A 26,588-nucleotide genomic window follows, 5' to 3' on the forward strand; every position below is an offset into this window, starting at 1 on the left:
CACCGGCAGCTAGCTCCAGGCGATCTTGAACACCCAGGCGAACCGGCCCGCCTGCCGGGCCGCGGCCGGGACGTCGATCACCAGCGAGCCGTTCTCCACCGTCCAGTGCAGGTTCCCGCGGTACCCGAGCAGCGTCACCCGGTCACCGGAGCGGATCGGCACCGGTGCGTCGACCACCAGCCTGCTGCCCGGCGCCACCAGCGAGTGCACGTAGAACGCTTCGTTCTGCTTCACCGTGAACCGCAGGTCGCCGAGCTGGGCCATCCGCGACCAGTAGGTCGTGCCGTAGATGGCCTCGCCGTTGACCTTCAGCCACGCACCCGCGTCGCGCAGGTGCTGCTGCATGACGTCCGGGATCGTGCCGTCGAAGTCCGGGCCGATGTCGAGCAGGAAGTTGCCGTTCTTCGACACGATGTCGACGAGCGTGCGGACGACCTCCTCCGCCGTCATGTACCGGTCGTCGGGGGTCGCGCGGTTGTAGCCGTAGGAGAACGGGTCGAGGCCGCGGCTCGCCTCCCACTTCGCCACCACCGTGTTCGGGTACGTCGTGTACTCCGGCGTGGTGAAGTCGTGGTCGGGGATGCCACCGCGGTCGTTGTAGGTGACGTCCTTGGGGCGCTTGCGGTTCTTCGCGTGGTTGAAGTACTCGGTGAGCACGGTCCGGCTGTCGTTGACGCCGCCGATGTCGAACCACAGGACGTCCGGGTCGAACTCCGAGATCAGCTCGAGCACCTGCGGCGCCTGGTAGTCGCGGACGAAGTCCTTCCCGGCGGTGTAGCCGGTGTAGGGCACCGGCGCGCCGGTGTACGGGTTGCGCGGCGCGTGGCCCATCCACGGGTTGTCCGGGTTGAACCACTCGGGCAGCGAGAAGTACAGGCCGTTGCGCAGCTGCGGGGTGTACTTCCGCGACGCGGCGAACAGTTCGGCGATGACGTTGCGCTTCGGGCCGAGCTTCACGGCGTTGCGGTCGCTGACCTTGGTGTCCCACAACGCGAAGCCGTCGTGGTGCTTGGACGTCAGGACGTAGTACTCGGCACCCGCGTCGGCGATCAGCTTCAGCCAGCTGCGCGGGTCGAACTTCGCCGCGGTGAACATCGGGATGAAGTCGTCGTAAACGAAGTTCTCGCCGTACTTTTCCCGGTGGTAGGCGTAGGTCGCGCCGTTCGGGTCCTGCTGGTTCTGCCAGTACCACTCCGCGTACTGCTGCCCGACCGGCGCCCACGCGGGCACCGCGTACACACCCCAGTGGATGAAGATGCCGAACTTGCTGTCGGTGAACCAATAGGGCGCGCGGTGCGTCGACAACGACGCGTCGGTCGGCCGGAAGTCCGGTATCCCGAGGGTGATCGGGACCTGCTGGGTGGCGAGGGTGCCGCGGCCGGCCGTGACGCGGATCTGGCCGTTCGTGGTGGTTCCGGGCGGCACGGACGCGTTCGGCGCGAGCCCGAGCCGGACGGTCGCCTGCTCCCCCGGCGCCAGCGCGCGGATGCTCGCCGGCACGGTCGTCCGGCCACCGGGGACGTCGACGGTGACGGAGATCCGGTCGCCGGCCCCGAGCCACACCGTGCCCGCGTTGACGACGGTCGCCTCGGCGGCCTGCGGGCCGCCGTCGGACAGGATGTTCGCCGTCGAGCGGCCGTCGAGGATCAGCGCCGAACGGCCGACGGCCACCGGCTGCAGCGTGAGCGCGAAGACGTGCAGGCTGGACACGTTCGGCGCCGGGTTCGCGGTCGTGGGCAACGTCAGGGCGACGGCTTCGCGGGCCGGGTCGACCCAGACCTGGCCGATGGCCAGGGAAACCGGGTTGTTGTCGACGACCCCGCCGGGCGCGTAGCGGAAGGGCGAGACCAGGGCGCCCGAGCCGCTGTACCAGTCGGGGCCGGAGAGCGAGCCGGTGCTGGTGGTGCCGTCGGCGTAGTGCACCGTCGCCGTGCCGCCGGTGGCGCCGTAGCTGGCGGCGACCAGGAAGTAGGCGACGAAGTAGCGCCCCTTCGGCAGGTCGATCGTCTGGCCGGTGGCGGCGATGTCGTTCTTGGCGCCGGCGGCCGCGGACCCGAGCGTGAACGGGACGCCGCCGACGGTCGTGGTCTGCCCGGCGGGCAGGTGCTCGGCCGGGAACGTGTAGCCGGAGCCGTCGAAGTCGCCCCCGCCGGCCGACGCGCTGTCGATGCCGTCGTTGGAGAACCAGGCGTCGAGCGCGACCGGGACGGGTGGCGGGGGCGGGACGATCGGGGTGCCGGGGCTGTCCGGAGCGGCGTCGACGGGCACGGCCGCACCGGCGGGACTGAGGCCGGCGGCGCTGAGCGCGACGGCACCGCCCAGGGCGATGCCGAGAGCTTGACGGCGGGGGAAGGTCGTCACTGAACCTCCAGGGATCGGATGACTACGGCGGAATGACGACAGAGTTCGCCCGTAGCTGGCCGATCTGCCGTTGGCGGAGCTGATTCATCCGATGACTGACCCTGCTCGCTGACCCTCGTCGTGTCAAGGGGCGATCGAAGTGAACCTCGCTCATGTCCAGCGCGTAGTCCTCAGTGAGAGCTGCAGCACTCGCCGCCACGACCAGCCGCACCGAAAGGCCAGACCGATGTCCCCCTACCCGAACGCGCTGAGCCGTCGCGCGATCGCCATGCTCAAGGCGATCGGCGACGGGCGCGCCGAGCTCCGCTGCAGCTGTGAACCCGACCTCCGCGTGGACGGGCTGTCCTGCTGCGACCAGAACACCGCCCACGACCTGGCCCGTGCCGGGCTGATCCGCGCCGTCGGCACGCCGGCACCGGGCCAGTGGGCCCCGGCGGAGCTGACCGCCGCGGGCCACCAGGCCCTGGGCGGAGATGTCCCCGCCGCCGCCTGAAGTTCCGCCCCGGACGGCCCGGCTCGCGAGCCGGGCCATCGGCGTGTGCACGGCCGGTTCGCCGCGGCGTCTGCGGCTGGGTGACGACGGCTCCCCTTCGGACCGGCTGCCACCGCTCGGCGAGCCCGGCCACGCCGCGCCGCGACCCGGCCGCACCGCGATTCGCGGCCAAATCGCGCGCTGCGCTGAACCGCCCCGCACCACCGGCCGTGCATGGGGTGAGGGCGTCTCGCACACGCCCTCCGGGGTCGCCACGACGCACCGATCCGGGCCAGCCTCCGCCCGATCGGGACCGGGCACTCCGGCGAGCGGCCGTCGCGGCAACGGCCTCCTCGCGCGGGCCCGTCCGGCATCCCCAGAATCCCGGACGGGCCCGCCCCCGGCTCCCGGGGACTGTCCGGGATCTTGTCCGCTTCGCTCACCTGATCAGCGGTCCCTGGGCCGGAGCAGCCGCGCCACTGTGAGTGCATGCGACGCTTCCTGGCCGTGAGCGCGGCAGTCCTGGCGGGGTTCGGCATCCTCACGACGTCCGGCAGTGCCAAGCCGGCCAGTGCCGATTCACCGAATGCCGTCCCAGCCGCCGAGCACGCCGTGAACGGCTGGGTCGGCACCTGGGCCGCCGCGCCCGCGGCCGCCGTGGCGAACACCCCGGACGGCTACCCCGGCTTCTCGATCCGCAACGTCGTGCACACCAGTGCCGGCGGCGGCCGCACGCGCGTCCACCTCTCGAACGCCTTCGGGGCCGCGCCCCTGACCTTCGGGCACGTCACCATCGCCGTGCAGGCCACCGGTCCCGATGCCGTGCCCGGCACGCTGCGGTCGCTGACCTTCGGCGGCGCGCCGAGCGTCGTCGTCCCGGCCGGCGCCGAAGCCTTGAGCGACCCGGCGGACGTGCGGATCCCGGCGGACGCGAACCTGCTCGTCACGACCTACGTGCCCACGAAGTCCGGCCCGGTCACCTACCACCCGGCCGCGTCGCAGACGTCCTACTTCACCCGCGCGGGCGACTTCGCCGGGAGCGAGTCGGGTACGCCCTACACCGAGCAGACCTCGGTGTGGCACTACGTTTCCGGCGTCGACGTCCAAGGCGGTGCCGAGGCCTCGGTCGTGACGCTCGGCGACTCGATCACCGACGGCGTCGGCTCGGTCGCCGGCGCCAACCACCGCTGGCCCGACTACCTCGCCGACCGGCTGCACGGCCGCTTCGGCGTCCTCAACGAAGGCATCAGCGCCAACCGGCTGCTGCTCGACGTGCCCGGGTCCGGCGCCGGCCAGAACGCGTTGTCCCGCTTCGACCGCGACGTGCTGAGCGTCGGCGGCGTGCGGACGCTGATCGTGCTGGAAGGCATCAACGACATCCAGCAGGACCCGCACCAGACCGACCCGAACGCGATCACCTCGGCCTACCGCCAGCTGGTGACGCAGGCGCACGCGCGCGGCATCCGCGTCCTCGGCGGCACGCTCACGCCGTTCAAGGGCTGGCAGGTCTACGACGCGACCCTCGAAGCCACGCGCACCGCGGTGAACACCTTCATCCGCACCAGTGGCGTCTTCGACGGTGTCGTCGACTTCGACGCCGCCGTCCGCGACCCGGCCGACCCGCTGCGGATGCTGCCCGCCTACGACTCCGGCGACCACCTCCACCCGGGCGACGCGGGCTACGCGCGCATGGCCGCCGCAGTCCGCCTAGACCGGCTGTGAGCGCGGGATGAACAGCACGGCCACCAAGCTGAGCAGCGCCACCGCGACGAGGTAGAGCGACACCGAAAGCGAAGTCCCGGTGGCGGTCTGCAACGCCGTCGCGATCAGCGGCGCGAACCCGCCGCCGAGCACCGCGCCCACCGCGTAGGAGAACGACGCGCCGCTGTAGCGGTACCGCGGCTCGAACAGCTCCGCGAACAACGCCGACTGCGGCCCGTACGTCGCGCCGAGGCCGAGGTTCAGCACCACCACCGCGACGATCAGCCAGACCGTGGCCTTCGTGTCCACCAGCAGGAAGAACGGGATCGGCCAGCCGACCAGCAGCACCGATCCGGCCAGGTACACGGGTTTGCGGCCGACCCGGTCCGACCACGCCGCCGTGACGAGGATGCTCGCCAGCCACGTCACGCTGCCCACGATGACGACCACCAGCAGCGTGGTGCGGTCGATCTTCAGCACCGACGTGCCGTAGGACAGCAGGTACGCCAGGAAGATGTACCCGATCGCGGTGTTCGCGATGAAGCTGCCCGACGCGACCAGCAGTGCCCGGGGTCGCTCGCGCAGGACGTCGACCATCGGCCGGCTGCTGCGGGCGTCCTCCTCGCGCAGCAGCGCGAACACCGGCGACTCCTCGATCCGCAGCCGGATCACCAGGCCGACGCCGACGAGCACGATGCTCGCCAGGAACGGCACCCGCCAGCCCCACGCCGCGAACTGCGCGTCGGTCAGGGTGCGGCCGAGGACGAAGAACAGCAACTGCGCCAGGATCAGCCCGGCCGGGACGCCGATCTGCGAGAACGCGCCGTACCGGCCACGCTGCCCGGCCGGCGCGTGCTCGACGGCCATCAGCGACGCCCCGCCCCACTCGCCGCCCGCGCTCAGCCCCTGCAGCAGCCGCAGGACGAGCAGCAGGATCGGGGCCCAGACGCCGATCGCGGAGTACGTCGGCAGCAGGCCGACGCCGACGGTGGCCACGCCCATCAGGAGCAGCGACAGCACCAGCATCGCCTTGCGGCCGGCGCGGTCGCCGAAGTGGCCCCACAGGATTCCGCCGACCGGGCGGGCCAGGAACCCGACGCCGAGCGTCGCGAACGCGGCGAGCGTGCCGGACGCGGGCGAGAGCGACGTGAAGAAGAGCTTGCCGAACACGAGCGCCGTCGCCGTGCTGTAGATGAAGTAGTCGTACCACTCGATCGTGGTCCCGATCGCGCTTGCCACGGCAACCCGCCGCAGCTGCCGTGCCGCGACCGGCGCGCTCACGTGCCGGCGAGCGCGGGGACGAGATCTTCGGCCAGCAGGTCCATCAGCAGCCCGTCGTGCCAGCTGCCGTCCGGGCCGCGTTCGTAGGAGCGCATCGTGCCGACCGGCCGGAAGCCGAGCGACTGGTAGAGCTGGATCGCGGACTTGTTGTCCGCCGCGGGGTCGATCACCAGCCGGTGGTGCCCGCGCACGGTGAACAGGTGCTCGGCCAGCGTCCGGATCGCGTCCGAGCCGAGGCCCTGGCCCTGCCAGTCCGGGTGGACCGCGATGTCGATGCCGGCGTGCCGGTACTGCGGGTCGGCTTCCTCGAAGGCCAGCTCGATGCCCACGACGGTGCCGGTGCCGTCGGCGTGCTCGATGGCGTAGGTCGTGGTGCCCTCGTCGGGGTCCAGCAGGTAGGACACCTGGGCGGCCACCGGTTCCTCGGCGTCCGCCCACCAGCGGGCGATGTCCGGGTGCGACAGGATCTCCTCGAACCGGGCGGCGTCCGCGGCTGCGGCGGGGCGCAGGCGGACGCGGCTTCCGGTGATCAGGCCGGTCATCGGCCCAGTGTCGACCCCCGGACGCCGTCTGTCGAGCGGTGGCCGCGCCCCCGCGTCAGCCGTCCATGTCGGTGTCGGAGTCGTCCCGCCGCGGCCGCTTGGCCGGCGGGGAGCCGTCCGGCGAGCCCGGTGGCGTGTGCACCGGCTTCGGGTTCGACGGCCCGGCCCCGGACGGTCCGGGCTGCGGAGCGGCGCCGGGCTGCGGCTTGACCTCTTCCCACGAGTGCCACGGACCACCCTGCTGGGCGAACCCGGGGTCGTTGCGGTCCCAGTACGAGCGGTGCGCGTTGTCGCCGGGGTGCGGGCTCTTGTAGCGGTCTTCGTGCGCGCCGCTCGCGTTGGAGCGCTCCTTGGACTCGATGCCGTGGTAGGTGCTCTCCTGGCGGTTGTGCTCCAGGTTCTCCTTGCGGCTCCGCCCCATCCCTTCCCGGTTCCAGTTCGACCCGGCGGCCTCGTCGTGCCCGAGCACGCCGTTCTTGTGGCCCTTGATCTCGTTGCCGCTCGCGCCGGTGTAGGACTCGCCGGGCTGCTTGGTGTCGAAGCGGCGGTTCGGGTCCATCAGCCACTTCTTGTCGGCCGCCTTCCCCGCCGGGACCGGCGACAGCGCGGCGTCCTTCCACAGCGGGAGCATGTTGCCGTGGTCGTGCTTGGGGTTCTCGTACCCGGCCGCGGTCCGCCGGTCGTACTTCTGGGCCCCGCTGGGCTTCTTCGCGCCGTACTTCCCGGCCGGCGACATCTGCTGGTAGAGCCGCCCGCCCGGCGAATGGTCCGTGCCGACGTTGTTCGGCACGTTCGTGTTGATCTTCAGGTTCGGCTTCCCGCCGCCCGTCCCGCCCGCGGCGCCCTGCGCGCTCGTGCCGCCGTTCTTGCAGCTGCCGGGGGCGAGCCCGAGTGGGTCGACCCACGCGTGCGGGTTCTCGACGTAGGCGTGCGGGTTGGGCCCGGCGCCGAGCCCGATCGGGTCCGGGCTGGCGTACCGCCCGGTCGACGGGTCGTAGTAGCGGAAGAAGTTGTAGTGCAGCCCGCTTTCGGCGTCGAAGTACTGGCCGGCGAACCGCAGGGGCGTGCCGGTCGCGGTCCGGGTCTCCTCGACGGTGGCGCCCCACAGGCTCAGCCGGGCGAACCAGGCGACGGCGCCGCGGTCGTCGACGAGCTCGGTGGGCGCGCCCGACGGGTCGGCGACGACGACGTGGAACTGCTCGCCGAGCGGCTCCCGCGGCGAGCGGAACAGCCGTTCGCGCTGGAGCACCGGCTGGAAGCTGTCCGGCTCGTAGTCCCAGACGGTGACCCGGCCGCCGGTGCCGTCCGCGTGGGCCTGCTCGACGAGCACTTGGTCGTCCCAGGTGAAGTCGACGCGCTCGGCGACGCTGACGCCGTCCGGGGCGAGCCGTTCCTTGCCGATCCGCCTGCCGAGCGGGTCGTAGGTGTAGCGCCACTGCGTGCCGTCCGGCGTCCGCACCCCGGTGAGCCGGTCCTGCGGGCCCCAGGCGTACTGCCAGGTCCCCGCGCTCTCGCTCTCCCGGAGCACGAGGCGGCCGCGCTCGTCGTGCGCGAAGCGGGTGCGCCCGGCCGTCCGGACGACCGAGCCCGCGAACGAGCGGGGCCCGACCGCGTCCTGGGCCGCCGATGCGGGCCACACGGCGTCGGTGACGTTGCCCGCGGCGTCGTAGGCGTACCGCTCGGACCAGCGCGGTGCCTGCACGCCGACGACGCGGGCGCGCTGGTCCAGCGTGAAGCCGCGCGGCCCGGTGAGCCGGTCCTGGACGCCGGTCAGCGCGCCGTCCGGCCGGTACGCGTAGGCGCGCTGCTGGCCGAGCTGCCCCGTCGCGCTGGTGATCGTCTGGGACAGCAGCTGGGTGTCCGCGGTCCACGCCTGGCTGATCGCCGCACCGGAACCGAGCACCCGGCGGACTTCACGCCCGGCGGGGTCGTACTCGAACCGCAGGGTCCGGCCGGCCGCGTGCACGGCGAGCGGCCGGTCCTGCGCGTCGTACTCCCACACGGTCTCCGCGCCCGACGGTGTCCGGCGCCGGATCCGGCGGCCGAGCGCGTCGTAGCCGGACTCGACGGTCCGGCCGCCGACGGTTTCGGCGGTGATCCGGCCCGCGGCGTCGCGCTGGAAGGTCACCTTGGTCCGGCCGTCGTCGGCCTCGAGCAGGTGGCCGGTCGTGCTGAACGCGTACCGCGTCGTGACCGGGCCGCAGGTGTGCTCGACCACGTTGCCCACCAGGTCGTGGCGGAACGTCGTCGTCTCCCCCGCGTGCGTCCGGGCGACGAGCTGCCCGGCGGCGTCGTAACGGTAGTCCACGGCGGTGCCGGCGAAGTCCGTCTCGCGCACCAGGTTCCCGGCGGCGTCGTACTCGTAGCGCCAGACGAGCCCCTGCTCGTTCGTGACGGCGGTGAGCCGCAGCCGCGTGTCGTAGGCGAACTCGACGCGGGTGCCGTCCGGCTGGATCCGGGCCGCGGGCAGGTCGAAGTGCGTGGTCTCCGCCCGGGTCGTCGCGCCGGCCGCGTCGGTGTGCGCGACGTCGTTGCCCTCGCCGTCGAAGACCCAGCGGTCGACGGCGCCGCTCGCGTGCCGGTGCCACGCGAGCCGGCCGTCGACCGTGTAGCCGTAGCGCTCGACGCCGCCCAGCGGGTCGATGATGGCGCGGACGCGGCCGAAGAGGTCGCGCTCGTAGCGTGTCACGCCGCCGAGCGGGTCGGTGGTCGCGATCGGCAGGCCGCTGTCGTCCGTCTCGACGCGCAGGGTGTTGCCGAGCGCGTCGGTGACGGCGGCGACGGTGCCCGCGTCGTCGTAGGTGTAGCGGGTGGTGGCACCGGCCGGGTCGGTCACCGCGGTGAGGCTGCCGCGCTCGTCGTACTCCCAGCGCGTGACGACGCCCGGCGCCTCGGTCATCGTCAGCGGCAGGCCGAAACCGTTGCGCTCGAAGGTGATCACGGCGCCGTCGGGCCGGGTGATGGCGGCGAGGTTGCCCGCGTCGTCGTAGGTGTTGACGGTGGTGCGGCCGAGCTGGTCGGTCTGGCGCAGCAGGCGGTCGTGGGCGTCCCACTCGTTGACGATCGTGCCGCCGAGCGGGTCGACCTCCTTGACGACCTGGCCGGCCTCGTTGAGGTGGAACTCGGTGGTGTGCCCGAGCGAGTCCGTCGAGTAGGTGACGCGGTGCTCGGTGTCGTAGGCCATGGTGCCGGTGAAGAAGCCCCCGGCACCCTCGGTGCGCACGCACCGTCCACTGTGGTCGTAGGTGTAGCGGTACCACTCGCCGTTGCGGTCGGTCCAGCCGATGATCCGGCCCGCCGCGTCGTAGGTGTACCGGAACGCCAGCCCAGAGCCGTTGGTCACCGCGGTGAGCCTGCCGTCGGTGTAGGCGTACCGCATCAGCTCGACCTCGGTGCCGTCGGCGGCGGCCGCGTGCAGGGCCGCGACGAGCCCGCCGTCGGTCTCCACCCGGACCGCGTAGCCGCCGCTGTGCCGGATCGCGGTGGGCACGCCGTGCTCGTCGTGCTCGAACGCGATCCGGTTGCCGTGCCGGTCGGTGACCGAGGTCAGCGGCAGTTCCGGGCCCCCGGGCGCGAAGTACAGCACGAGCGCCCGCGCGAAGTCCTCGATCAGGTAGCCGCCGTCGTCGGTGCGGGTCAGGCGGCGGTCGGGCCCCTGGCCGGCGGTGGTCCACCCGCCGACGACCGGGTGCGGGAACGCCTGGATCGTGCCGTCGGCCGCGGCGAAGGTGACGCCGGTGCCGTCGACGGCCAGCCGCTGGTCCACTGTGGACACCCAGCTCGCGCCGAACCACCGGCCGGCGCGGCGGGCCGAGAAGTGGGTCCGCTCGAGGACCAGCGGCAGCACGCCGAGGAACTCGGCGTCGACCTCGCTCAGCACCATCTGGCCGCTGGAGACGTCGATCGGGTCGTTCACGCAGCGCAGGTTGTCCTGCGAGCGCGGGTTCGGCTTCTCGTCCTTCAGCGGCGGCGGGCTGTCCTTGCCCTTGCCGCCGGAGCCGGGGCCGTCGAGGCCGCGGGACCCGGTCGGGCCGTCCGGAGTGGGGTCCGGGGACTTCGGGGGCTCGTCCGGTGCCTTGGACGCGGGCGGCGGGTCGGCCTTCGGGGGCGCGTCGGGGCCGCCTTTCGCGCCGGACGGCGTCGTGCCGTCGCCGTGCGCGCCCGACGGCGTCGTGCCGTCCCCCTTGGAAGTGGGCGGCGGGTCGGTCTTCGGCGGCGGCGCGTCCGGCCCGCCCTTGCCCTTCGGCCCGTCCAGCCCCTTGGGGTTGCCCTTGATGTCGATGCTCTTCGGCTTCGGCGCGGCCTTGCCCGGCTTGATGTTCTTCAACGCCTTGGCCGCATCCGCGAACAGATCACCGGCCCGCTTCAGCAGCGGAATCAACGCCTGCAACGCCTTGACCAACCGCTTGACCAGATCCGCGATCTTCGACGCCGTCTTCGCCACCGCATTGATCACCTGCGGCACGACCCACGTCATCCCGATCCCCAGCGTGAACACCACCTGCAACGCCCAGCTGATCAAATGCCCGACCAGCTCCGCGATGATGTCCCGCACCAACGCCCGCACCGCACCGACGACCTCACCCGCCGTCTTCACCCCACTGGACGCACCCTCGCAGCCCTTCTGCGCCGTCTCCAGCAACGTCACCGTGTCCTGCGCACGCTGGCGGTAGGCGTCTCCGGCGGTGCCGGTCCAGGACGCCGTGTCGGTCTTGACCATGCCGGTGAGGTCCTCGCCGATGCTGCCCAGTTCCGTGGCGACGTTCTTCCACGTCTCCGACTGCGCGGCGATCTCATCGGCGTTGCCGGTCAGCCCGTTCAGCGCTTCCTTCAACGGTCCGACATGCTCGATCAACCACCCCACCCCGGCAGCCAGGATCGCGCCGAACGGATCCATCGCCATCGACAACGCATCCAGCGCCGTCCCGACCGCACCCATCGCGACCGACGCCCAGTCACCCGACTCGATCGCCGACTTGAGGTCGTTCGCCGATTCCAGCAACGAAATGCCGGAGTACGCCTTGGTCGAGTCCTTGGTCTCCGCGACCAGCGGATTGCTCACTGTGAAGCCTTCCTGCCGGCCACGATCGGCCGGGTCACCAGGGGTTGTTGTCGTCCTCGTCGGGGTCCGTGCGCCGCCGCGACGGCGGCGGGGCCGGCGGCGGCGGGGCCGCCGTGCCGCCCGCCGGGGACGGCGGCACGGGGCCCGGCTCGGCGGGCGGTGGCGCGTCGTCCGGCTCGTCCGGGTCGGGGAACCGGCCGCGCAGCGAGTCGAGCAGCGCGGCGCGGGTCTCGCGGTCCTCGTCGCCGAGCTGCTCGGTCATCACCCCGGCCACCTTGTCGGCGATGCCGGCCTGCGCCCGGCGCATCGTGGCCAGGATCGTCCGGGAGAGCTCCTCCAGCGGGAACGACTTGACCTTGGTGCCGAACGTCAGGTCGGTGACCGTGCCGTCGGCGCCGACCGTGACGCTCACGGCGCCGTCGCCGCTGCTCGCGGTCAGCCGCAGCCGTTCGGTCTGCTCCTGCGCGGCCTGGTAGCGCTCGGCCTTGGCCGCGAACCCGGCCGCCCAGTCGTCCATCCGGCGGATGGTCTCGTCCGGGTCCCGGATCAGGTCGCCCAGGCCGTTGTTCGGGCTCGTCATGCCTGCGCCCGCACTTCCGCCGTGCGCGGCGCGGCTGTCAGCTGCCGTTCGAACGGCTGGGCGTTGCCCTCTTCACCGTCGCGGTAGGACTGCGCCGCGGTCTTGACGTTGTCGGAGAGCCCGCGCACGCCTTCCGTCGACGCGTCCAGCGCTTCCTTCGCCTTCTCCCCCGTCGGCCGGATGATCGGCGGGAGGAACGCGCACAGCAGCCCGTAGGCGTGGTCCGACATCGCCGTGTCGGCCGCGGACGCCGCCGTGGTGAGCCGGTCCACCAGGCTCTCGACGTGGCTCGCGTGCGCGACCAGCTCGTCCGGCTCTACCTCGAAGCCTGCGGCCGTCATGCGCTCACTTCCAATCCTGGTTCTTCCAGTCACCGATCACCGGGGGCGCCACCGCTTCTTCGCCCGCGAAGAAGTTCGGGTCGTCGCTCTCGAGGTAGTCGGCTGCCTTGTGTTCCTTGTCGTCTTCCTTCTTGCCGCCCTTGGCACCGGCACCCATGCCGCCCATGCCCGGGCTGCCCGCCGCACCGGCCTTGCCGCCCATGCCCGCGTTCCGCGCGGCGGCCGCTTCGGCCTCCGCGGCCGCGCCGGACGCGGCGCCGCCGCTCAGGCTGCCCGCGCCGCGCATGCCCGCGCCACCGGCACCGGCGCCGCCGATGCCGCCGCCGGCCCCGCCACCGCCGATGCCGCCGAGCCGGCTCGCGATGCTTTCGCCGTTGATCCCGCCGCCCCGGCCGACGGTCGGCATCTTGCCGGTGCCGACACCCCCGCCGGGGATGCCGCCCGGGCCGGTGCCGAGCGGCAGGCCGGTGAGCGGGTCGATGCCGGGCGAGGGGAAGCCGGGGAGCGGGCTGCCGCCGCGGATGCTGCCGCCGCCCCCGCCCGAGACGTCCGGGATGGTGGGGATCGACGGCGGCGTGTAGCCACCGCCGCCGGTGCTCCCGCCGATGCCGGAGGGCGTGAAGCCGGCCGACGTCGTCGAGTCGCCGCCGATCGGCATCGACGAGCCGGGGATGCCCGCGCCGGTGAAGCTGCCGCCACCCGGCGTGCCGGGGGTGTCGAAGTTCGGCGGGGTGAAGCCGGAGCCGCCCGAGCCGCCGATGCCACTGCCGCCCACGCCGCTGCCGCCACCGGGGATCCCGCTGCCCGAGAAACCGGAACCGCCCGAGCCGTCACCCGGGATGCCGCTCCCGGGAATACCACTGCCGGGGAGGCCACTGCCGGAGAAGCCGGAGCCGCCGGTTCCCGAGCCGCCGCCCGGGATGCCCGCGCCGCCGTAGGCGCCGCTGCCGCCGGCGCCGCCCGGGCCGTCGAGCGCGGCCGCGTCGAGGCCGGCCGGGGTCCGGCCCGCCGCCGTGGGGTCGAGCGCCGGGTCCGTCGCGGTCCGCGGCATCAGCGGCTGGGCACCGCCCGTCCCGGCGCCGCCCGAGGCCGGGGTGCCGGCCAGGCGCGGCGACGCGGTGGCCGTCGGGAGCTTCGGCGGGGCGGGGAACCGCGGCGTGGCGACCGCGCCGCCGATCGTGTCGTCGTACTGCGTCATGATCTGCGCCGCGTGGTCCCGGGCGGCCGTCTGCGCCCGGTAGGTCTGCATGGCCTCGCCGGCCGCCGCCGCGTACTGCACCGGGTCGGTCATCGACATCAGCCGCTGGTTGGTGCTCTGCAGGTCGAACTGCACCGGCGGGTTGGCCGCCATCTGCCGCTGGGTCTCGTTGAGCGCCTGCGAGTGGATCTCCTGCTGGCGCCCGGCCAGCGTCGCGCCCTGCGCGGTCGCGCCCAGCCACTTGCCGACGCCGGCGAGGTGCTGGCGGACGGCGTCACCGGCATGGCCCTGCCAGTTGCTGGTGCTCGCGTTGATCGCGCTGGCCAGGGTCTGCTGGTGGGTGCCCAGGTCGTTGCCGACGCGCACCCACTCCTCCGACGTCTCCGCGACGGTCGCCGGGTTGGCGTCCTGCGTGATGGCGTCGTTCATCTGCTCGTGGCTGGCGTTGGCCCACAGCGTCTTCGGGGCGCCGCCGTTCTCGCGCATGGCGAGGCCGTCGTCGAGGCCGTGCTTGGCGTCGTCGAGGTGCTGCTGGTAGAGCTCCTGGATCTTCTTGTCGCGCAGCACCGGGTCGACGGCGGGGCCGAGCCAGCCGGCCCGGATCTCGTCGTCGATCTGCTTGGTGGCCATCTCGCGGATCTCGTCGCCCGAAGGCGAGTTGTCCGTGGTCAGCGGCCCGACGTAGTACTTGGACGACGAATCGGCCGTCACGTCGTAGAGCGGGCTGCGCGGGTTGTAGTCCGGCGACGAGGGGTCCGACACGGACTCGGCGGTGGCTGCCACGGTCTCCCTCAGCTCTGGTCGGCGGTCGGGAGCGAGGTCAGCGTCGTGCGCGTGGTCTCTTCCCGGGACTTGTAGTTCTGCTTGGCCAGCTTGATGGCCTCGATGTAGGTCGGGAACTCCTGGCGGGCGGCCTGCAGCTGGGTGACCAGGCCGTGCTCGTCGGCCGCGGTGCTCACCATGTGCGCGGACACCCACTGGCCGGTCGCGGTCCTGCTCATCGCCGGCGCGTCGTGCAGCCGCTGCAGGTTGGCCCAGCGCTGCTCGAGCGACTCGAGCACGCCTTCGAGGGCCTCGATCAGCTGGTTGCCCGTGGTGTCGTCGATGGCGAAGCCACCGGACTGCGCGAGCCGCTTCAGCTGGGCGCCGGCGAGGCCGACGCGGACCGCCGCGAGCGCCTTCGTCTCGGGGGTCGTCGCGGACTGCAGCTGCGCGGTCGCCTGGAGAGCCTGGGCCGCCGCCTCGGTCTCTTCCGTCATCAGAAGCTGTTCCTTCCCGGTCAGTAGACGGCGGCGATCGCTTCGCGGATCGCGCGCGCGAGATCGGCGCGGCCGGCCGGCACGTATTCGGCCGTGAGCTCGCCCGACTCGCCGGTCGTGGTGTGCACCAGGTAACGGCCGTCGGCGGTGTCGAGCCAGCTCAGCGGTTCACCCGCGAGGCGCTCGCCGCGCCTGCCCTGCGCGCTGACGGCGATGTGGCCGCCGCCCAGCCGCGGCTCGGCCAGCACCCGCTCGAGCACCGCGACGTCCGACGGCTTCGGCGCCGCGGGCCGCCGGCCGGGTCGCACCACGGCCTTGACCTCGATCATGCCGAAGGCGTCGGTCTCTTCCTCGTCGAACTCGGCGTCCGCGATCCGCTTCGCCGCCATGGCCGAGACCTCGCGCCCGGCGGCGCGGTGCACGACGTGCTTGCCGGTGGTCGCGGCCGGGGCCGGCGGCAGCACGCCGGTGACGACCTCGACCAGGTCCTCGTCGGCGAACAGCGAGAACAGCAGCTCGTCGGTGTCCGGGGCCTGGGTGATGCCGAGCGCCTGGGCGCCGTCGGTGACCACCAGCACGGCGACGTCGGCGCCGAGGCCGTCGATCCCGCTCACCGCAACCGAAACGCGCGGCTCGGCCAGCAGCTCGAACGCCGTCCGCACCCCGGGGTGCAGTTCGCCCGACACGGAAAGCCGTCGTTCCTCGAGCGCGTCGTACACCTGGCGCGCGACCCGCACGAACCGCACCGGGTCCGCCGGGAGGTTGCCCGCGCGCAGCGGGTAGCGCCGGACGTCGCCACCGGTAGCACGGCCGACGACGAGGGCTTCGACGACCTCGAGGACGAACTCGAACCTGTCCGCCATTTCCCCTCGCTGCTTCTTTGTCAAACCCTCAAGCAACTCTCCTGCCGAAGGTTAGCAGTGCCCGGGGAACGGGCGTCGGCGCCGCCACGCGGGTGCCCGAAAGACCACGATCCCCGGCCTGTGCGGGCAAAAGCGCGATCGGTGACGACGTCACCCGATGCGGTGCTGGTGCACGCGCAGCTGCAGGGTGACGAGATCGAGAAGCGGGACGGCAACGCCCAGCTCACGGGCACGCGCGGTGAGATCGCCGAAGATCTGGTCGCCCTCGACCGAGTGACCGCCGAGCAGGTCGCGGTAGAGCGAAGATCCGCCCGTCCCGGGGTCGGTGACGGCCTTGCGCGTCGCGGCGAGGTCGGCGGCGGGCACCGGGTACCCGGCGGCTTCGGCGACGGCGGCCGCTTCGGCCACGACGGCTTCGGCGAACTCCGTGCCGCCCGGCACGGCGACGACGTCGCCGATCGTGGCGCGCAGCAGGGTGTTCACCGCGCCGATCGCCGCGATGAACACCCACTTCGACCACATCGACTCGGTGATCCGCGGGTCCAGGACGGCGGGGAACCCGGCGTCCCGCAAGGCAGCATCGACGTCGGCGAGCTTTTCGGGCGCGGGCTCCGAGCGGGCCCCGTAGGCCAGGCTCTGCAGCGGGCCGAGCCGCCGGATCGCGCCGTCGTCGTCGACGGTGGTCTGCACCTTGGCGACCCCGCCGAGCACCCGGTCCGCGCCGAACCGCGCGTCGAGCGCGTCGAGCGCGTCGAGGTGCGCGAGCCCGTTGAGGAACGGCAGGATCAGCGAGCCGGGGCCGACGGCGGCCGCGAAATCGTCGACGGCCGCGGTCAGGCCGGTCGCCTTCACGGCCAGCAGCACGAGATCGTAGGTCCGGTCGAGCGTCCCGGTCTCGACGATCTCCGGTTCGAGCACGGTGTCCTCGCCGAGCCCGGCGATCCGCAGGCCGCGTTCCCGCAGCAGCTTCGCCCGGCCCGGCCGCACCAGGAAGGTGACGTCCCGGCCGGCCTGCACCAGTCGTCCGCCGAAGTACCCGCCGGTCGCACCGGCGCCGACCACCAGAATCTTCACGTCGCTCACGACGTGACGCTACGCCTTTTCGAACCACAGCATCTCCACAGCAAGACACAGCTCGAGGACAGGTCGATCCGGGAACACCGGCCGTTGGCCAGGCATGGGAAGACGAATCCGCTGGACGCTGGCGGGCGCGGGGCTGGCGGCGGCCGCGATGACGGCCGGCGTGGCGGTGTCGGTGGACGGGCACCAGGTGACCCCGGCGGCGGTGCGGGCGAGCCCGCCGACGGCATCGGACTCCCCCGACGACACGGCCGTGAGCCCGGTGGCCTCGACGACCGAGGCCCCGTACCCGGATCTGTCGTCGGTGGCCCGCGACGTGAGCGACGCGGTGACGGCGGCTTCCCGCGGAACGAGCGTCGGATTCGTCCTGTACGACCGGGAATCGGGCAAGGAACTGGCGGCAGTGGACGCGGACCGCCCGTACTACACGGCATCGGTGGTCAAGCTGCTGATCGCGATCGACGAGGTCCGCACGAACGACGGAACGTGGGCCCTGCCGGACGCGGACGCGGTGGAGGATCTGACGGACATGCTGGAGGGCAGCAACGACGCGATCGCGTCGCAGTTCTGGGAGCAGAACGGCGGCAACGCGATAGTGACCCGCACGGCGGCCCTGATCGGCTTGACGCACACAACACCGCCGACGGACCCGACCCAGTGGGGAATGGCGAAGACGAGCGCAACCGACGTGGTGACGACGTACGAGTACCTGCAGGACGTGATCCCGGACGAGGTGGCAGCCCCCTTGCTCGAGGCCCTCGGCAACGCCCGCAACCCGGCCGACGACGGATGGGACCAGTACTTCGGCATCCCGGACGGCCTGCCGGGCCGCCCGTGGCAGATCAAGCAGGGCTGGATGATCCTGCGCAACGCCCTGGTGTTGAACACGACGGGCATCGTGGGTGGCCGGTACGTGGTGGTGCTGATGACGCAGCAGCCGCCGATCACCTCGGCGAAGGGAAGGGCGGCGGTGACGGCGGGAATCAGGACATTGGCACCCCTGCTGACCCAGCTCGACGCCACGTGATCGGTCACTGGCCCGGAATTCGCCACGCGACGGCTTGGGTGAGCCGATCGGTGTGGCGGCCGAGAGAGTCGCCGCCCGTGGGATTCGTGCGCTGCCTTCGGGTACAGCAACTCGAGGTGCGAGAGGCCCGCGCTGTCGGGAGGCAGGCCGTGCTGAAGACCGTACGCCCACACTGAGTTGCAAGGCGCTCGAGAGGGTGCGGACCCTTGCAGGTCTCGAACGTGAGCCGAGTGGCTAGGCCGACCGACGCTTGCCACACCGTTTCGCCGTCCATGCGCCAAGATTACCGGCACCCGAACGCATGTTCATCACACGAACAGGTGATCATCACAGCCCACCGCCGCGCGGAAAAAGAGGCGACGTCAGCCGCGAGAACCAGCAACAGACCGAGCCCGATCGATATCCGGCCCCCGATAAAGCCGCTCCGGGATCCGAGCGAGGGTCGACGGATGAACCTGAGGACCCAACCCGTAAAGCTTCTGAAAGCTCATGATCAACGGCCGCCAGGCATCCGGGTCGATGTGGTCAGGACTCCCCGGCACCCGGATGTCGTCGTGCACGAACACCCGCTGAACCCGCACCTCGATGGCCACCACACCGCCACGCTGAGCGGAATCCTCATCAGCGATCGGATGCACAGCCTCGACAACGGCCTCCATCGCAACGGGACACTCGGCGACCCGAGGCGGCGAAACGGTCTCGGACGGAACCGGAGTCAGCCCCGCACGCGAGAACTTCTCGGAGACGTGGAAATAGCCACGCTTCACCTTCCCGGCAGGAACGGGATCCGAACCCGTCGTCAACGCCAGCCGGTCGACCGTGGCCGCGAGTGCGTCCGAAGGGAGGTTCAGCACGCACTCCCGCGTGCGCAACAGGTTCTGGGTGGTCTTGGATCGGGCACCGAGCCCGAGCATCGCGCGCCAGCCGAGCCAGAACGCCGAGGACATCGGGGCCAGGTTGGCGGAACCGTCCTCGTTCTCGCTGGAAATCAGGACGACCGGGGTGCCGAAGTACAGGATGCCGGGCTCGATCGGCGTGTGCGCAAAGGGTTTCACGCCCTCGATGCTGCCGTCGGGACGCCAGGGCCGCTGGCGGGAATCGGCCGTCGCGATCACCGGCGCCGCACGCGGCGGCGCCGGTGATCGACGTACGCGTCAGCTCGCCTGGGTCAATGCCCTCCGAGTCAGGACGCGCGCCAGGTGGCGGCGGTATTCGGCCGTCGCGTGGGGCTCGTCCGGGGGGTTCGTTCCCTCGGCCGCCAGGTCGGCCGCGGCAGTGAGCGACGCGCCCGAAGCCAGCGCCGACTCCGTGGCCGACGCGCGCAGCGGGACACCGCCCATGTTCACCAGGCCGACGCGGCCGCCGACGACCGCCACCCCCACCATCGCCCAGTCGAGCGCGCGGCGGGTGAACTTCTCGAACCCCCAGCCGAGGCCGGTCTGGCGGGGGACCCGGACCTCGGTCAGCAGCTCCTCCGGCTCCAGCGGCGTCGTGAACGGGCCGAGGAAGAACTCCGACGCGGGGATGCGCCGCTCCCCCGCCGGGCCGCGGGCGACCAGCACTGCGTCCGACGCCAGCACCGCCGCCGGCAGGTCCGCCGCGGAATCCGCGTGCACCAGGGAACCGCCGATCGTGCCGCGGTGCCGCACCTGCCGGTCGCCCACCGAACCCGACACGTGCGCCAGCAACGGCGCGTGCTCCAGCAGCACCGGGTCCCGCACGAGGTCGCTGTAGCGCGACAGCGCACCGATCACGACGTCGTCGCCGTCGAGCCGGACGTAGCGCAGCTCGTCCAGCGAACCGATGTCCACCAGGTACTCCGGCGCGGCCAGGCGCAGTTTCATCAGCGGCAGCAGGGAATGCCCGCCCGCCAGCACCTTGGCGTCGTCGCCGTGCGTCGCGAGCAACGCCAGCGCCTCGTCCACTGTGGACGCGCGCGCGTAGCTGAACTCGGCGGGGATCACCGGTCCACCTCCTGCCCCGACGCGTCGATCACGGCACTCACGATGTTGTGGTAGCCGGTGCAGCGGCAGAGGTTCCCCTCGAGCCCGGCCCGGACCTCGTCGCGCGTCGGCTTCGGGTTGTCGGCCAGCAGCGACACCGACGCCATGATCATGCCCGGCGTGCAGAACCCGCACTGGAGCCCGTGCTGCTCGCGGAAAGCGCGCTGCACGGGGTGCAGCGAACCGTCCGAACCGGACAGTCCTTCGACGGTCGTGACGGCGTGGCCGTCGGCCTGCGCGGCCAGCACCGTGCAGGACTTGACCGACTCGCCGTCGAGCAGCACCGTGCAGGCGCCGCAGGACGTCGTGTCGCAGCCGATGTTCGTGCCCGTCAGCCCGGCCGTGTCGCGCAGGAAGTGCACCAGCAGCGTCCGGTCCGGCACCTCCTCGGCCACCGGCCGCCCGTTGACCTCGATCGAAACCTTCACCGCGCGTTTCCCTTCCGAGCTTCTTCGAGTGCGGCCCAGACCCGGATCGGGGTCGTGGGCATGTCCAGGTGCGTGACGCCGCGGGCCGAAAGCGCGTCCACCACGGCGTTGTGCACGGCCGGCGTCGAACCGATCGTCGCCGCCTCGCCGATTCCCTTGACGCCCAGCAGGTTCCGGTCGGTCGGGGTGGCCATGTCGACCAGCTCGAAGTCCGGCAGCTCGGCCGCCGTGATGAACGAGTAGTCCGCCAGCGTCGCAGTCGTCGGGTTGCCGTCTTCGTCGTAGGTGACGACCTCCATCAGCGCCTGCGCGGCGCCCTGGCCGAGCCCGCCGTGGCGCTGGCCGCGGAAGGTCAGCGGGTTGACGATCGGGCCGGCGTCGTCGACGGCGACGATCCGGCGCAGCTCGACCTTGCCGGTCTCGGTGTCGACCTCGACCACGGCCAGGTGCGCGCCGAACGGGAACGTCGGCGTGCCGCCGCCGAACCAGACGTCGGCCGACAGGAGCTTGCCTTCACCGGCGGTTTCGGCCACCTGCGCCCAGCTGAGCACGCCGCTCGACGGCGCGCCGCGGACCTGGAAGACGCCGCGCTCGGTGTCCAGCTCCAGGTCGTCCGGGGACGCTTCGAGCAGGTCGGCGGCCAGTTCGCGGGCTTGGGCGATCACTTCGTCGGCGGCCTGCCGGATCGCCGAGCCGCCCAGCTGCAGCGACCGGGAGCCGAACGTGCCGACGGCCTTCGGCACCTCGTCGGTGTCACCGTGCCGGACGGTGATCTTGTCCAGCGGCACGCCCAGCTGGTCCGACAGCAGCATCGCCAGCGACGTCCCGAGGCCCTGCCCGTGCGGGGAGCTGCCGGTCCAGGCCACGACCGAGCCGTCCGGGTGGATGTCGACGCGGCCGCTCTCGCCACCGCCGTCGCCACCGGTGATCTCGACGTAGGAGGCGATCCCGAGGCCGAGCTCGACCGGGTCGCCCGCCTCGCGCCGCCGCTTCTGCTCGGCGCGCAGTTCGGCGTACCCGGCGGCTTCGAGGGCCTTGTCGAGCGCAGCCGCGTACTCGCCCGTGTCGTAGGACGCCCCGGTCGGCGTCTGGTACGGGAACTGCTCGGGCCGGATGAAGTTGACCCGCCGGACCTCGGCCGGGTCCAGGCCGATTTCGGCCGCGAACACGTCCATGGCGCGTTCGACCGCGGCCGTCGCTTCCGGGCGGCCCGCGCCGCGGTAGGCCGCGATCGGCGTCGTGTTCGTGACGACGGCGCGGCTGCGCGTCTCCACCTTCGGGAACCGGTACACGCCGACGGCCATGAGCTCGGTCAGCGTCGGCAGGAACAACGTCCGCGGGTACGCGCCGGCGTCCTGGATGACGTCGAGGCGGTACGCGAGGACGGTGCCGTCGCGCTTGCCGCCGATGGTCACGGTGTTCTGCTGCGCGCGGCCGTGCGTCATCGCGGTGAGGTTCTCGCTGCGCGACTCGACCCAGCGCACCGCCCGGCCGGTCTCCTTCGCGGCCCAGCCGAGGACGGTCACTTCGGGGTCCGCGCCGATCTTCGCGCCGAAGCCGCCGCCGACGTCCGGTGCGATGACGCGGACCTTGTCTTCGCCGACGCCGACGCTCGCACCCAGCTGCGTGCGGGCGATCTGGGCGTTCTGCGTGGAAAGCCAGACCGTCAGGCGGCCGTCCTCGCCCCAGGCGCACGACGCGCCGCGGACCTCCAGGGGCGCGGGGGCGACGCGCTGGTTCACGATGGCCTGCGTGACGACGACGTCGCAGTCCGCGAAGATTCCGTCATCGAACTCCTTGGCGCCGTTGACCTGCACGACGTTGCTGCCGATCTCGGGGTACAGCAGCGTCTCGTCCGCCAGGCCTGCGTCGATGCTCGCGACGGCGTCGAGCGGGTCGTAGTCGATGTCGACCAGCTCGGCCGCGTCGGCCAGCTGGTAGCGCTCTTCGGTGAGGACGAGCGCGACGGGCTCGCCGACGTACCGGACCACCCCGTCGGCCAGCCACGGCTCCTTCACCGGTCCCGCGGCGTGCGGGTCGAGGCCGAGGTCGGCAGCGGTGAACACGCCGAGCACCCCCGGTGCGGCCTTCGCCTCGGTCACGTCGATGCTTTCGATCCGCGCGTGCGCCACCGGACTGCGCACGAACACCGCGTGCGCGGCACCGGAAAGCGCTTCCTCCCGGAGATCGTCCACGTAGGTGCCGCCCGCGGTGATCAGGTTCTGATCCTCCTGGCGGACGACCCGGGTCCCGACAATGCTCATCTGGTCTCCTGCTCGCCGATACCCCGCCGATCATGCCCTGTTTTCAGGAGAACGCCAGTACCGCCGCGAGCCCCAGGCCGGCGATCCCGATGCCGATGCGCAGCGGCGTGGCGGGCAGGTGGCGCACGAGGGTCGAGCCGAGCCACGCGCCGCCGAGGGACCCGAGGCAGACGGCGAGGGCGGCCGTCCAGACGACCTTGCCGGTGACGGCGAAGACGATCGCGGCGAGCAGGTTCGCCGACCCGGTGACCAGGTTCTTCGCGGCGTTCGTCCGGGCGAGCGGCTGGGTCCAGACGGAGACGAGCAGGGCGAGCATGAGCACGCCCGCGGCGGCACCGAAGTAGCCGCCGTAGATGCCGATGAAGAAGGCGGCGACACCGGTGGCCGGGCGCAGGCCGTGGTGCTCGGCGCCTTCGGCCAGCCGGCGCAGCCGCGGCCCGGCCATGAGGACGACCGAGGCGGCGCCGATGAGCCACGGGACGATCGCGGTGAAGGCGTCGGACGGGGTCAGGAGCAGGACCAGGCCGCCGCACGCGCCGCCGACGGTGGTGATGACGCAGAGCGGGACGATCTTCTGCCGTTGGCCGGCGAGTTCGGGCCGCGCGCCGGCGGCGCCTCCGGCGGTGGTGCCGAGCATGGCGACGGTGTTGGTGATGTTGGCGGTGACCGGCGGCAGCCCGGCAGCGAGGAGGGCCGGGTACGAGACGAGCGACGCCAGCCCGGCGATGGCCCCGGTCAGGCCGGCACCGACACCGGCGAGGACGAGCAAGAGGAGGATGCCGGGGTCCGTGATCACGTTGTCATCCCACCACGCGCCGGCGGGTGTGCCCCGGTGAGATTGCTCCCACCGGCGGTCACGCACGCATGCTGGGGTCGTGAGTGAGAAACAGGCTTAGAACACTGTCTCACTCACGACCCCCGGCGCCCATCAGCCAGCGGTATCGGTCGTCACACGAATTACCGAGGTCTTGTCCGAAACCGGACGGGATCCGGCGCCGGGCTTGCCCCGCCGTTGCGGGGCGTCCCAGAATCCACGCTGACAAGGTTGTCAGCGAGCGGAGACCGGACCATGGGTGAGGTGACCCGGCGGAAGGCCCTCGTGGGCGCGGGCGGCGTCGCGGCCCTCCTGGCCTCGGGACTGCTGCCGGTCGTCCCGGCGGCGGCAGCGGCCGCGACGACGTCTCCCGGGCCGCCCGACCCCGTCGCCGCCACCTACCTGCGGGTCCTCCTCCGCCACACCCGCTGGGCCGAGCAGCAGTTCGACCGGGCCGCCGGGATCTACCCCGCCCGAGACTTCACCTTCGCCGTCGTCCTCGGCAACGCCCTCCTCCTGACCCGCGACGGCTACGACGCCACCGCGGCCGGCGTCGACCAGGCCACCCTCAAGGCCCACACCCTCGCCACCATCGAGCACTTCGCCGCGTCGAACCTGCTCACCGGCGGCACCGAATGGGGCCGGAAGCTGTTCTTCGACACCACTTTCCAGTCGTACTTCCTGCTCGCGGCCCGGCTCTTGTGGACAGACCTCGACGACGCCACGAAACGGAACGTCGAACGCATCACGACCGGGCAAGCCGGCTACACCACCGCCCTCGGCACCCGGGACGACCCGGCCTCCGGCGGCTGGACGCCCAACGGCCTGAGCGGCGGGTTCGTCGGGGACACCAAGCTCGAGGAGATGGGCGTCTACGCCCAATCGCTCGCCCCGGCTCTGGCGTGGGCGCCGGGAGACGCGAGAGCGAAGGACTGGCGCGACGCCTTCGGCCTCTGGAGCCGCAACGAGGGTGGGTTGCCGGCCGCCGACCTCGCCAACCCGCGGCTCGTCGACGGCGTCCCGATCAGCGCGAACACCGCCACGAACCTGTACGACACCTTCCTCGTCGAGAACCACGGTTCGTTCGGGCCGCACTACCAGGAAGAGCTCTGGCGCACCTCCGGCCGCAACGCCATGCACTTCCTCGCGGCTGGTACCCCGCTGCCCGAAGTCCTCACCGCCCAGCCGAACGGCGAACTCCTCTGGCGCACCATGCTGCTGATGACCAGCGACGCCGGCGAGCCGCTGATGCCGATGGTCGCCGACCGCGAGCACCTCTACGGCCGCGACGTCATCCCGCTCGCCTTCCGCGCCCAGGTCCTCGGCGACCGCCACGCCGCGCGGGCCGAGGCCGACCTCGCCGCGCGGCTCGAGCCCTACCAGGCCTACGCGCCCGCCGACCGGATCACGAAGTTCTCCGGCGAGCCGAAGTACGAGCCGGAAGCCCGCGCCGAGCTCGCCATCAGCTACCTGCTCCACGAGTGGCGCGCCAACCAAGGCCCGGTGAAGCCGGTGACCACCGCGGAATTCGACGCGCACGCCGCCGGAGTGGCCGACTTCGGCGCCGGGCCCGGCCTGCTTGCCCACCGCTCGCTCGCCGCCTGGGCCGCCACCGTGACCAAGCCGGGCTTCGTCAAGTTCGCCTGGCAGCCGCACCACGACGACTGGCTGTTCGTGCTCGGCGGCGCCAACCCGATGCTGCTGCCCGCCACGAACATCGTCGTCAAGGAACGGCACGCCACCACCTACGCGAAGGTCCGCGACGGCTTCGACGGCACCGTCGGCGTCCTGCGCTTCGACAGCGGGTACGCGGCGCTCGCCACCCTCCCGACCGGCGCCGCCGTCTACGCCAGCACCGGCGTCGCCGAGGACGAAGGCGTCCTGAACGTCTACAACCTCGCCATGCCCGGCGTCCCCGGCCTCGACGGCAACCGCACGTACACCGCCGCCGAAGGCAAGGTGACGATCAAAGCCCAGGCCGCGCCCACCGGCGCCCGGACCGACGACCTGACGTTCGCCCCGGTCACCGCCCGGCACGTCCGCATGCTCGGCGTCCAGCCCGACCCGCAGTACGGCTATTCGCTCTGGGCCTTCGAAGTCCGCGACGGCGACGGCCCGGACCTCGCGCCGGGCGGCACGGCGTCGGCGTCGTCGGCCTCCCCCGGCAAGGAGGCCGAGTACGCGAACGACGGCGACCCGGCCACCCGCTGGGCAGTGTCCACATCGGACCGTCCACGCGCCGACAGCTGGCTCGCGGTCGACCTCGGCGCACCGCGGACCTTCGACCGCGTCCGGCTGAGCTGGGAAGCCGCCGCCGGGCGCAAGTACCGCGTCGAGACCTCCCAAGACGGCCTGACCTGGACGACGGTGGCGTCCTACCCGGTACCCGCCCTCCGCAGCACCGGCGGCTGGCTGGACATCGACGGCCGGGCCGGGATCCTGGTCGACAGCCCGAACCCGCTCACCGTCACCGGCGACCGCGTCACGCTCTCCGACGGGCCCGCCGCGCCCCTGCTCGCCGAGCTGTACCCGGCACCCCGGCAGCCAGGCACCCGCGTCACCACCGGTGCCGCGCCGGTCCGGGCGACCGTCGCCGACGGCTTCCTCGTGCTGCTCAACCTTTCCGGCGCGGCGGCGAGCGGCACGGCGACCCTCCCGAAGGACGGCGACGCGTACCGGCTGTACCCCGGCGAGCAGACCGTCACCAGGACCGGCACCGAAGTGCCTTATTCCCTCGCCGCGGCGGAAGGCCGGATCGAACCCCCGCGGTTCACCGTGCGCGGCCCGGCCGGGCTGAAGGCGGTCGTGCGCGACGCGAGCCGGGTCGACCTCACCGCGCCGGGTTTCCTCCCGGTGGTCGTCACCGTGACGCCCGAGGGCGGCCGGCCGCGACCGGTGGTGCTGCCGCCGCGCCGGACGGTGCCGGTCGTGTTCGGCGACGTCCGGCCGTACCCGCTGGCCGACCTCGCGCTCGGCCGGACCACCTTCCCCGCGGCACCGCTGCCACCCGGGATGTCGGATCCCGCCGCGGCCGTCGACGACGACCCGGCGACGGCGTGGCGCCCGGGCCCGGACGGCCGGATGGTGGTCGATCTCGGGGCGGTGACGGCGGTTTCCGCGGTCGAGCTCGCCTGGACGCCCGGACGCAGGCCCGCGACGAGCGTCGAGACCAGCGTCGACGGCCTCACCTACCGGACGGCGGAGACCGGCCCCGCCCGGTACGTGGCGGTCCGGACGCGCTGGCGAAGCGGCGACGCGAGTCTCGTGCGGATGTCTGTCCGCACTTGATCGATCTCGCACCGCTCGCGGCGG

19 protein-coding genes are annotated in these 26,588 nt (G+C 72.4%); 4 read left to right on the forward strand and 15 right to left on the reverse strand.

Features of this window, described 5'->3' with window-relative positions; genetic code table 11:
• Window positions 1-9: 9 nt before the first annotated feature.
• Window positions 10-2,361: an alpha-L-fucosidase gene (locus OG738_RS37200; protein ID WP_329048037.1), complete on the reverse strand. Its 2,352-nt coding sequence runs from the start codon at window positions 2,359-2,361 to the stop codon at window positions 10-12.
• Window positions 2,362-2,587: 226 nt separating this feature from the next.
• Between OG738_RS37200 and OG738_RS37205 the strand changes: the two genes are divergently transcribed.
• Entirely contained in the window at window positions 2,588-2,854 is a 267-nt protein-coding gene (locus tag OG738_RS37205) for a hypothetical protein (protein WP_329048038.1), read from the forward strand.
• A 468-nt stretch (window positions 2,855-3,322) separates the two neighbouring features.
• Window positions 3,323-4,555, forward strand: a complete 1,233-nt coding sequence (locus OG738_RS37210) for an SGNH/GDSL hydrolase family protein (RefSeq protein WP_329048040.1) — start codon at window positions 3,323-3,325, stop codon at window positions 4,553-4,555.
• Here the strand turns inward: OG738_RS37210 and OG738_RS37215 are convergent.
• From OG738_RS37215 to OG738_RS37255, 9 genes are all read right to left on the reverse strand, one after another.
• Window positions 4,541-5,773, reverse strand: coding sequence for an MFS transporter (locus OG738_RS37215; protein WP_329048043.1), 1,233 nt, complete (start codon window positions 5,771-5,773; stop codon window positions 4,541-4,543). The two genes, OG738_RS37210 and OG738_RS37215, sit on opposite strands and share 15 nt — an antisense overlap.
• A gap of 38 nt (window positions 5,774-5,811) precedes the next feature.
• Window positions 5,812-6,357: a GNAT family N-acetyltransferase gene (locus OG738_RS37220; RefSeq protein ID WP_329048044.1), complete on the reverse strand. Its 546-nt coding sequence runs from the start codon at window positions 6,355-6,357 to the stop codon at window positions 5,812-5,814.
• 55 nt (window positions 6,358-6,412) lie between these two features.
• A complete protein-coding gene (locus OG738_RS37225; protein ID WP_329048046.1) occupies window positions 6,413-11,419 on the reverse strand; it encodes an RHS repeat-associated core domain-containing protein in 5,007 nt (1,668 codons plus the stop codon).
• 34 nt (window positions 11,420-11,453) lie between these two features.
• Window positions 11,454-11,999: a YbaB/EbfC family nucleoid-associated protein gene (locus OG738_RS37230; RefSeq protein WP_329048048.1), complete on the reverse strand. Its 546-nt coding sequence runs from the start codon at window positions 11,997-11,999 to the stop codon at window positions 11,454-11,456.
• On the reverse strand, window positions 11,996-12,340 hold the full coding sequence (locus OG738_RS37235) for a type VII secretion target (protein ID WP_329048050.1): 345 nt from the start codon (window positions 12,338-12,340) through the stop codon (window positions 11,996-11,998). The genes OG738_RS37230 and OG738_RS37235 overlap by 4 nt, the downstream gene beginning before the upstream one ends.
• 4 nt (window positions 12,341-12,344) lie before the next feature.
• The gene (locus OG738_RS37240) at window positions 12,345-14,321 is read right to left on the reverse strand and encodes a WXG100 family type VII secretion target (protein WP_329048052.1); all 1,977 of its coding nucleotides are present in this window, start codon (window positions 14,319-14,321) and stop codon (window positions 12,345-12,347) included.
• Window positions 14,322-14,329: 8 nt separating this feature from the next.
• Window positions 14,330-14,797: a hypothetical protein gene (locus OG738_RS37245; protein ID WP_329048054.1), complete on the reverse strand. Its 468-nt coding sequence runs from the start codon at window positions 14,795-14,797 to the stop codon at window positions 14,330-14,332.
• Window positions 14,798-14,817: 20 nt separating this feature from the next.
• Entirely contained in the window at window positions 14,818-15,660 is an 843-nt protein-coding gene (locus tag OG738_RS37250) for an ESX secretion-associated protein EspG (protein WP_329048056.1), read from the reverse strand.
• Between the two features lie 150 nt (window positions 15,661-15,810).
• Window positions 15,811-16,743, reverse strand: coding sequence for a 2-dehydropantoate 2-reductase (locus OG738_RS37255; RefSeq protein ID WP_329048058.1), 933 nt, complete (start codon window positions 16,741-16,743; stop codon window positions 15,811-15,813).
• Window positions 16,744-16,837: 94 nt separating this feature from the next.
• Here OG738_RS37255 and OG738_RS37260 point away from each other — a divergent pair, with 94 nt between their 5' ends.
• On the forward strand, window positions 16,838-17,767 hold the full coding sequence (locus OG738_RS37260; RefSeq protein ID WP_329048059.1) for a hypothetical protein: 930 nt from the start codon (window positions 16,838-16,840) through the stop codon (window positions 17,765-17,767).
• Window positions 17,768-18,129: 362 nt separating this feature from the next.
• On the opposite strand, the gene OG738_RS37265 is transcribed toward OG738_RS37260, so the two are convergent.
• The 5 genes from OG738_RS37265 to OG738_RS37285 form a co-directional block, all read right to left on the reverse strand.
• Window positions 18,130-18,822 (reverse strand): flavin reductase family protein, encoded by a 693-nt coding sequence (locus tag OG738_RS37265; protein WP_329056950.1) that lies wholly within the window; start codon window positions 18,820-18,822, stop codon window positions 18,130-18,132.
• A 99-nt stretch (window positions 18,823-18,921) separates the two neighbouring features.
• Window positions 18,922-19,731, reverse strand: coding sequence for an FAD binding domain-containing protein (locus OG738_RS37270; RefSeq protein WP_329048061.1), 810 nt, complete (start codon window positions 19,729-19,731; stop codon window positions 18,922-18,924).
• Complete coding sequence (locus OG738_RS37275) at window positions 19,728-20,198, reverse strand: (2Fe-2S)-binding protein (protein WP_329048063.1); 471 nt, start codon at window positions 20,196-20,198, stop codon at window positions 19,728-19,730. The genes OG738_RS37270 and OG738_RS37275 overlap by 4 nt, the downstream gene beginning before the upstream one ends.
• The gene (locus tag OG738_RS37280) at window positions 20,195-22,462 is read right to left on the reverse strand and encodes a xanthine dehydrogenase family protein molybdopterin-binding subunit (protein ID WP_329048065.1); all 2,268 of its coding nucleotides are present in this window, start codon (window positions 22,460-22,462) and stop codon (window positions 20,195-20,197) included. The genes OG738_RS37275 and OG738_RS37280 overlap by 4 nt, the downstream gene beginning before the upstream one ends.
• A 43-nt stretch (window positions 22,463-22,505) precedes the next feature.
• Window positions 22,506-23,258 (reverse strand): sulfite exporter TauE/SafE family protein, encoded by a 753-nt coding sequence (locus OG738_RS37285; RefSeq protein ID WP_329048067.1) that lies wholly within the window; start codon window positions 23,256-23,258, stop codon window positions 22,506-22,508.
• 273 nt (window positions 23,259-23,531) lie between these two features.
• Between OG738_RS37285 and OG738_RS37290 the strand changes: the two genes are divergently transcribed.
• Entirely contained in the window at window positions 23,532-26,564 is a 3,033-nt protein-coding gene (locus OG738_RS37290) for a discoidin domain-containing protein (RefSeq protein ID WP_329048068.1), read from the forward strand.
• Window positions 26,565-26,588 lie beyond the last annotated feature (24 nt).

Source organism: Amycolatopsis sp. NBC_01488, assembly GCF_036227105.1.
Lineage (GTDB): Bacteria > Actinomycetota > Actinomycetes > Mycobacteriales > Pseudonocardiaceae > Amycolatopsis.